The 7,646-nt window shown below is 62.9% G+C and carries 5 protein-coding genes, 1 tRNA gene and 2 pseudogenes; 5 read left to right on the forward strand and 3 right to left on the reverse strand.

Annotated elements, in window-relative coordinates:
• Positions 1-1,905 (forward strand): alpha/beta hydrolase (locus QZY06_RS13515; RefSeq protein WP_295685327.1); only part of this gene is annotated, 1,905 nt, incomplete at its 5' end.
• Between the two features lie 18 nt (positions 1,906-1,923).
• Here QZY06_RS13515 and QZY06_RS13525 read toward each other — a convergent pair.
• From QZY06_RS13525 to QZY06_RS13535, 3 genes and pseudogenes are all read right to left on the reverse strand, one after another.
• Positions 1,924-2,700 (reverse strand): annotated as a pseudogene (locus QZY06_RS13525) (ferredoxin--NADP reductase).
• Between the two features lie 33 nt (positions 2,701-2,733).
• A complete protein-coding gene (locus QZY06_RS13530) occupies positions 2,734-4,068 on the reverse strand; it encodes a cytochrome P450 (protein ID WP_295685333.1) in 1,335 nt (444 codons plus the stop codon).
• Between the two features lie 162 nt (positions 4,069-4,230).
• Positions 4,231-4,306, reverse strand: a tRNA-Glu gene (locus QZY06_RS13535).
• Positions 4,307-4,511: 205 nt separating this feature from the next.
• Here QZY06_RS13535 and pcnB point away from each other — a divergent pair.
• The 4 genes and pseudogenes from pcnB to QZY06_RS13555 all read left to right on the forward strand — a co-directional run.
• Complete coding sequence (gene pcnB / locus QZY06_RS13540) at positions 4,512-5,831, forward strand: polynucleotide adenylyltransferase PcnB (protein WP_295685343.1); 1,320 nt, start codon at positions 4,512-4,514, stop codon at positions 5,829-5,831.
• Between the two features lie 19 nt (positions 5,832-5,850).
• Positions 5,851-6,330: a 2-amino-4-hydroxy-6-hydroxymethyldihydropteridine diphosphokinase gene (gene folK, locus QZY06_RS13545; RefSeq protein WP_295685336.1), complete on the forward strand. Its 480-nt coding sequence runs from the start codon at positions 5,851-5,853 to the stop codon at positions 6,328-6,330.
• 142 nt (positions 6,331-6,472) lie between these two features.
• On the forward strand, positions 6,473-7,303 hold the full coding sequence (gene panB / locus QZY06_RS13550; protein ID WP_295685339.1) for a 3-methyl-2-oxobutanoate hydroxymethyltransferase: 831 nt from the start codon (positions 6,473-6,475) through the stop codon (positions 7,301-7,303).
• Between the two features lie 27 nt (positions 7,304-7,330).
• Positions 7,331-7,646: pseudogene (locus QZY06_RS13555) on the forward strand (hypothetical protein); the annotation flags it as partial.

The raw sequence follows: 7,646 nt of genomic DNA on the forward strand, positions 1-7,646 counted from the left end.
CCTGTTTCGATTGTCAACGGGCGCTACAGCATCAATGGTGGGGAGTGGACGTCGTCACCAGGACAAGTAATCAACGGTGATTCGATCAGATTGTCAGTGGTCGCTGTCAGCCAGCCCACGGGTTTCGCTTCTGCAAGCCTGACGGTAGGCGCTATCAGCGCGCCCTTTGCGGTGGTGAACAGTAGTGCTGATACCGCCCCGGACCTGTTTCGCTTCTCAGGGCCTGTCTCTGGTCTGCCTGCCTTGGCTCAGATCAGCAAGCCGATCGAGATCCGCGGACTCTCCGGACCGACGACTATCAGCAGTGCGGAGGGCACGCGCTTTCGCATCAATGAAGGCCCGTACTCCTCTCTACCTGGCGTTGTGTTCCCTGGTGACAAAGTCTCTCTCTATGTGATCGCGGGCCCGATGCGCAACGATCTGCGCAGCGGCTCGGTCACGATTGGTGGCGTGAGCGCCAGCTTCCAGGTACAGACCAATGCGCCGTCCGATGATGTATCCGAGCCGTTTGCCTTCTATCCGGTCACCGTACTGCCAGGAACCGAAGTCGTCAGTTCTCCGGTGCTGGTTGAGAACGTCAATGTGCCGACTCCGATCTCGGTCAGCGGGGCACCGTTCAGTATCAATGGCGGCGCTTACTCTTCGCAGGACGCCTTCGTGAAGGCGGGCGACGTGGTGACGATGAAATTGTTTGCGCCCACGACCTCCGGTCAGGCCAAGTCGGCGACGCTGACGATCGGCAGCGGATTTCTCGGATCGCGCCGGGCCACTTGGAAAGTTACCGCGAAGACGCCTAGCAAACCGAGTGCATTCACCTTGGTCAATGCGAACCTGTATGCCGGTGGTGCAGTCCCGCCGGCGAGCGTGGTCACGACTGTGCCGGTGATCGTCGGCAATGCCGCTAAACCCGTTGTGGTGAAGGTCTCCGGTGGCTTTTACAGCATCAACGGCGGGCGTTATCAATCAACGGATGGCATGGCCGCCAACGGCGATACGATCACCGTTCAGATGAAGGCGTCTTCGGCATATGAGACGGCGTCAACGGTGATGCTGAGCCTGGGTTCGAAGTCCGCGACGCTTTCGGTTACTACTTGCAAGGATCCGGTACCGTCGACCGCCAGTGCCTACGATGGCACCACCGCCTTCATCTACCGGAACCTGTCTCCGGTCCCGCTGCGTGTATTCGTGGCGTATCCGAAGGGCTGGAAGGCGCAGGATCGCCGGGCCGCTCGCGTGCAGTTCTTTGGCGGCGGCTACAACCACGGCGACGCAGGCGGGGCGGTCAGCGCAGCAAAGTACTGGGCCAAGCGCTCCGGCTATGTGGGCTTCGCTCCGGATTACCGGGTCAACGAACGTTTCGGCACCTCGCCGAAGACCGTGGCGGACGATAACCGGGCCATCGTCCGATGGATCATGGAAAATGCCTCGACACTAGGTGTCGATCCATTGCGCGTCGTCGTTGCCGGCGGATCGTCGGCGGGTGGCAGTGCTCTCTTTGCGGGTCTGCCAAGCCCGCCGGCGACGACCGATCCATCCAGTTCCCCACTGTTTCCGGTGGCGGCAATGTCGATCCGCAGCGGGGCCATTGACGTTGGAAACGGAGATGGAACCTACGCCTCATCGAAGACCGACTATTTCTTCCCAGTCTCGAACCAGATCTCGCCGGCACGCCATCTTGAAGCCAGAACCCCGCCCGTGATCATGACGCACGGCGATGCCGATGAGCAGGTGCCTCAGTCCGATGCCATTGAGGCCTGCAATCAGCTGGTGGCTTGGGGAATTCGCTGCGAGTTCCACAACGTGCCCGGTGGCCGACACAGTCTTCCGACCGGCGCGGCCGATCAGGAAAAGCTCGATGATGAGGCGTTCATGACTTCGATCGGCGTGCTCCCTTCGCTGCGCTGAGCGTAACGAAGATTTCGCCTACTTCTCGACGAAAGCGCGCTCGAACACGTAGTCGCCCGGTTGGCCGATGCCGGGTGAGACGACGAAGCCGCGCTTGTCGAGCATTGCCCGGGTGTCGGCGAGCATCGACGGGCTGCCGCAGATCATGCCGCGATCGGTTTCCGGGTTCAGCGGCGGCAGGCCAATGTCTTCGAACAGCTTGCCGCTCTAGATCAGATCGGTCAGGCGGCCACGGTTCTTGTACGGCTCGCGGGTCACGGTCGGGTAGTAGATGAGCTTGTCGCGCACCAGTTCGCCGATGAACTCGTCGTTCGGCAGGTCCTTGGTCAGGTAGTCCTGATAGGCCAGTTCGCTGACCAGGCGCACGCCATGGATCAGCACCACCTTGTCGAAGTTCTCGTAGGTGGCCGGGTCGCGGATGATGCTCATGAACGGTGCCAGGCCGGTGCCGGTGCCGAACAGGTACAGATTCTTGCCCGGCTTCAGGTCGTGGATGGTCAAGGTGCCGACCGGCTTGTCGCTAACCAGAATCGGATCGCCAACCTTCAGATGCTGCAGCCGCGAAGTCAGCGGGCCTTCTTCAACCTTGATCGAGAAGAACTCCAGGTGCTCCTGATAGTTGGCGCTGGCGATCGAATAGGCGCGCATCAGCGGCTTGCCGTCGACGACCAGGCCGATCATCACGAAATGGCCGTTCTCGAAGCGCAGCCCCGAGGTTCTCGTGGTGCGGAAGCTGAACAGGCTTTCGTTCCAGTGATGGACGTGAGTGACGGACTCGGTGAGGAACTTGGCCATGACGGTCGACGGGGCACCAGTGCAAAAGGGTCGCTAGTTTAATCGTTCAAGCGAGATCGGCAGACGATCTTTCGGAATCGGCAGGCTGGTGAAGTCCTGCGCCATCACGTAGCCGTCAGGCACGGTGAAGCGGAAGCGCAGCAGCAACTGATGGAGGATGGCCTTCACTTCCATCATTCCGAAGTGCAGGCCGATGCACTTGTGCGCGCCGCCGCCGAAGGGCGTCCAGAGGAAGGGATGACGCTTGTCTTCGGCACGCGCGGCGCTGAAGCGTTCCGGGTCGAAGCGCTGCGGCTCGCTCCACCATTCCGGCATGTGGTGGGTCATCCACGGCGTGACCGAAACCATCGCGCCTTTCGGCAGCCGCACGCCCTTGAACACGCATTCCTCGGTGACGCCGCGCGGCAGGATCGGCACCGGCGCGGCAATGCGCAGGGTTTCCTTGATCGCCAGGCCGGTGTCCTCGAAGCGGTCGAGATCGGCAAAGCTCAACTGGCCGGGGCCGATCGCCCGGCATTCGTCGCGCAGGCGCTCCTGCCAGGCGGGTTGTCTGGCGAGCTGGTAGATCAGGTTCGAGAGCGTGATCGTCGAGGTGTCGTGCGCGGCCATCAGCACGAAGATCATGTGATTGACGATGTCGGCGTCGGAGAACAGCTCGCCGTCCTCGGTGCGCGCTTCGCACAGCCGCGAAAACAAGTCCGGCCCCTGATTGGCGCGCTTCGCTGGTACAGCGCTCGCGAAATGCTTTTCGAGCAGCTTCCGGCCCTGAAGTCCTGCGCGCCAGCGGGTAGCGGGCAAGGGCGCGCGGATCAGGCCGGTCGCCGCCTGCACGGTGTCGAGGAAGGCGTCGTTGAGGGCATCGGCGTCGTCGCCCGGCTTCTGGCCGACGAACACTTCGCTGCCGATGTTCAGGGTCATCGACTTCAGGCGTTTGAACAGTAGGCAAGGCCCGGCTTCCCAGCCTGCAAGTTCGGTGTCGATCGACATCTGCATGCGATCGAAATAGCCGAGCAGGGCGTCGTGGGAAAACGCCGCGTTCATGATCCGCCGGTGCAGGCGGTGTTCATCGAAGTCCAGCAGCATCAACCCGCGGTTGAAGAACGGCCCGATGAAGTAGGACCAGCGTGCGTTCTCGAACAGGTTGCCGCGGTTCTGAAGCACGAACTGGTTGGCGTCCGGCCCGAACAAGAAATGGATCTGGGTGCCGAAGGCATCGATCTTCACGACCTCGCCGTGGCGGTCGTACAGGCGGCGCAGGAAGCGGTGCGCGTCGCTGATGTAGGCGAGGCTGGAGCCGATCAGCGGCCAGCTGCGGTGATGCGGCGCTTCGCGAACGGCCGCGGGCCATTCCGTGTGCACATCGGTCATCGGTGCCGTTCTCCTGTCGCAGTCAATCTCGTCGTTCTTGTGGTTCAAATTCGCCGAAGAACGAATTGAACAAGCGGTATATAACACGAGCGAGATAGCGAACGGGCACAAAAAACGCCGCATCAGCGGCGTTCGTTGATGGCGACCCGTTCCGAAGAACGGTGGCGCTCCTACCCGGATTCGAACCGGGGTTAAAGCCGTGAGAGGGCTCCGTCCTAGGCCTCTAGACGATAGGAGCGTGGTCAGCGCGGGCGGATTATAGGGGTAGTGCCGCGATACAGCCAGCCTCGCGTTCAACGCCGTCATGATCATCCGAAAGTCAGCAGATATGCGGGCTTGCCGCGTCCTCGCGTAAACTTCGCGCACCCGCCCGTCCCCGCCCGTGATTTCCAAGGTCGAAGAGACGCAGAGCCAGGGCCATTCGAACAAGCTAGAGATCAGCCATCACCGAGCCGAACCGTACCCCGCGCGAGCAGCATCCGATTTCGCGCGCCAATATTTCCCAAGGCGCCCTCAAGGTGCTCTACGGCTTGAAGGACGCCGGCTACGAGGCCTATATGGTCGGCGGTGGCGTTCGCGACCTGCTGGCGGGCATCGAGCCGAAAGACTTCGATATCGCGACCAGCGCGCACCCGGACCAGATCAAGCGGGTATTCCGCAGTTGTCGGCTGATCGGCCGCCGCTTCATGATCGCCCACGTTCGTGCCGGCGAAGAAATCCTTGAAGTGACGACCTTCCGGGGACCGATCACCGATAGCCACGAGCGTGACGAGACCGGCCGCATCCTGTCCGACAACGTCTACGGCACGCTGGAGGAAGACGCGTTTCGGCGCGATTTCACCGTCAATGCGCTGTACTACGACATCCGCGATTTCTCGATCGTCGATTTCTGCGGCGGTATCGAAGATCTCAACGCCCGGCGCCTGCGCCTGATCGGCGATCCCGAGCTGCGTTATCGCGAAGATCCGGTGCGCATGCTTCGCGCGGTGCGCATCGCCAACAAGCTGGGCTTCGGTATCGATCCCGAATCGGCCGAGCCGCTCAATCGTCTGGCGTCGCTGCTGCGCGAGATTCCGCCAGCCCGTCTGTTCGACGAAATCCTCAAGCTGTTCCTGAACAAGGACGCGCTCGCGAACTTCGACGGTCTGCGCAAGCACGGCCTGTTCGCTGAATTGTTTCCTGGCACCGAGCGGGCGATCAGCGCCGCCAAGCGTGATCTGGAACTGCTGCGCATCGCGCTGGCCAACACCGCCGACCGCATCAAGCGCGATATGCCGGTGACGCCGGCCTTCCTGTACGCCGCACTGCTGTGGCCTCAGTACGCGGACCGCACTTATGAGCTCGAAGTCGAGCGCGGGCATGACCCGCAAACTGCGCAGACCCAGGCGGCTGACGAAGTGCTGGCCAAGCAACAGCATCGCATCGCGATTCCGAAGCGTTTCTCGCTGCCGATGCGCGAAATCTGGGCGGTGCAGCCGCGCTTCGAAGATCTGCGCCCGGGCCGCGCCAAGCGTCTGCTGACCCATCCGCGCTTCCGCGCTGCCTACGATTTCCTGTTGCTGCGTGCCCAGGCCGGTGAGCCTGGTTGTGCAGCGCTGGCCGATTGGTGGACTAAGGCGCAGATCGGCGTGACCTTGCCGGCGCCGATCGACGGCGATGGTTCCGATGACGGCATCGAAGCCGACGCCGCTGGCGAACCAGCCGGCGAGGGCGCCGCAAAGAAGCGTCGCCGCCGCGGTGGTCGTAATCGTCGCAAGGGCTAGGCTGCAGGCGACGTAGCCGATGCGTGTCTATCTCGGCCTCGGCGCCAATCTCGGCATGCCGGCCGCGCAGGTCGAGCGGGCGTTGGCGCTGATCGCGGTGTTGCCGGATACGACGCTCGTTGCGCGCTCGCCGCTGTATCGCAGCGATCCGGTCGGGCCGGCGGGTCAGCCCGACTACTGCAATGCCGCCTGCCTGATCGACACCACGCTCGAACCACTGGCGCTGCTCGACGCCGTGCAGGCGATCGAAGTCGATGCCGGCCGTATTCGTGACGGCATCCGCTGGGCAGCACGCCTGCTCGATATCGACCTGCTGCACATCGAAGGCCTGAGCCTGTCGACACCGCGCTTGCGCTTGCCGCATCCGCATTTGCAGGAACGCAACTGGGTGCTGGTGCCGCTCGCCGATTTCGCGCCGACGCTGGATATTCCCGGCCTCGGGATAGTCTCCGAACTTGCTACTGAGATTGGCCGCGCAGGGCTGCGGCCCTGGAGCTGACTGTTTGGCTGGGCTTGGCGGCTGCTTTCCGGTGCTGTTCGCAGCGTCTATTGCATCGCCGCAATCTACGAAAGCCGTCGAAAAATCGCGTGATATATTTCGCCGCTTCGCCGCCGCACCGATCGCTGGAAGCCCGCTCGCAATGACCGCCAAACCCGCCGCACCCAGCGCGCAAGTCCACATCTCCGAGTTGCGCCGCATGCGCGACGCCGGCGAACGGATTGCCTGTCTGACCTGCTACGACGCCAGCTTCGCGCTGATAGAGGATCGTGCCGGGGTCGATGTGATCCTGATCGGCGATTCGCTGGGGATGGTCATTCACGGCCGGAACTCGACGACGGCGGTGACCGTTGCCGACATCGCCTATCACTCGCGCACCGTTGCGCCGCATCTGAAGCGAGCGTTCCTGGTCGCTGATCTGCCGTTCCTGAGCTTCGCCAACCGTGAGCGGGCGCTCGACGCATCGCAGCGGTTGATGCAGGAGGGCGGGGCGAAGATGGTCAAGCTCGAAGGCGGCCGCGAGCAGGCCGACATCGTCGAGTATCTGTCGGTGCGCGGTGTGCCGGTCTGCGCCCATCTCGGCCTGCAGCCGCAGCTGATCCACAAGATGGGTGCCTTCAAGGTGCAGGGTCGGGATAACGCTGCCGCCGAGGCCATGCTCCACGACGCGCGCATTCTCGAAGAGGCGGGTGCCGACATGCTGCTGCTCGAGTGTGTGCCGTCCAAGCTCGGCAAGCAGATCACCGACGCTTCTCACGTGCCGGTGATCGGCATCGGCGCCGGGCCTGACGTATCGGGCCAGATCCTGGTGCTGCACGACATCCTGAACATCTCGCCGATGGTCACCCTAGGCCGCACGCCGCGCTTCGTGCAGAACTTCATGCAGGGCGGGGCGGATATCGAAACAGCGATCCGCGCTTACGTGCAGGCGGTCAAGAGCGGCGCCTATCCGGCGCCCGAGCACTGCTTCTGAGGTTCTTCGAAACCCCCGGTGGTGCCCGTGTTCGCAGCTGACCTGCCGAAGCTGGATGCCTGGCGTTTCAAACTGGGCCTATGGCTGTTGTTTCTGCTAGTGGTCATCCGCTTTGCTTGGATGTCCGACGACGCCTACATCAGCCTGCGCACCGTCTGGAACTTCACCCATGGCTATGGGCTGACCTGGAATCCGGTCGAGCGGGTGCAGGCCTATACGCATCCGCTGTGGCTGTTCCTGCTCGCGGGTGTGCACGCAATCAGCGGCGAGATGTACTTGACCGTACTGGTCGTCTCGATCCTCTGTTCGGCATTGGCGGTGGCCTTGGTGCTAGGGCGGCTCA

Source organism: uncultured Nevskia sp. (assembly GCF_903885465.1).
GTDB lineage: Bacteria > Pseudomonadota > Gammaproteobacteria > Nevskiales > Nevskiaceae > Nevskia.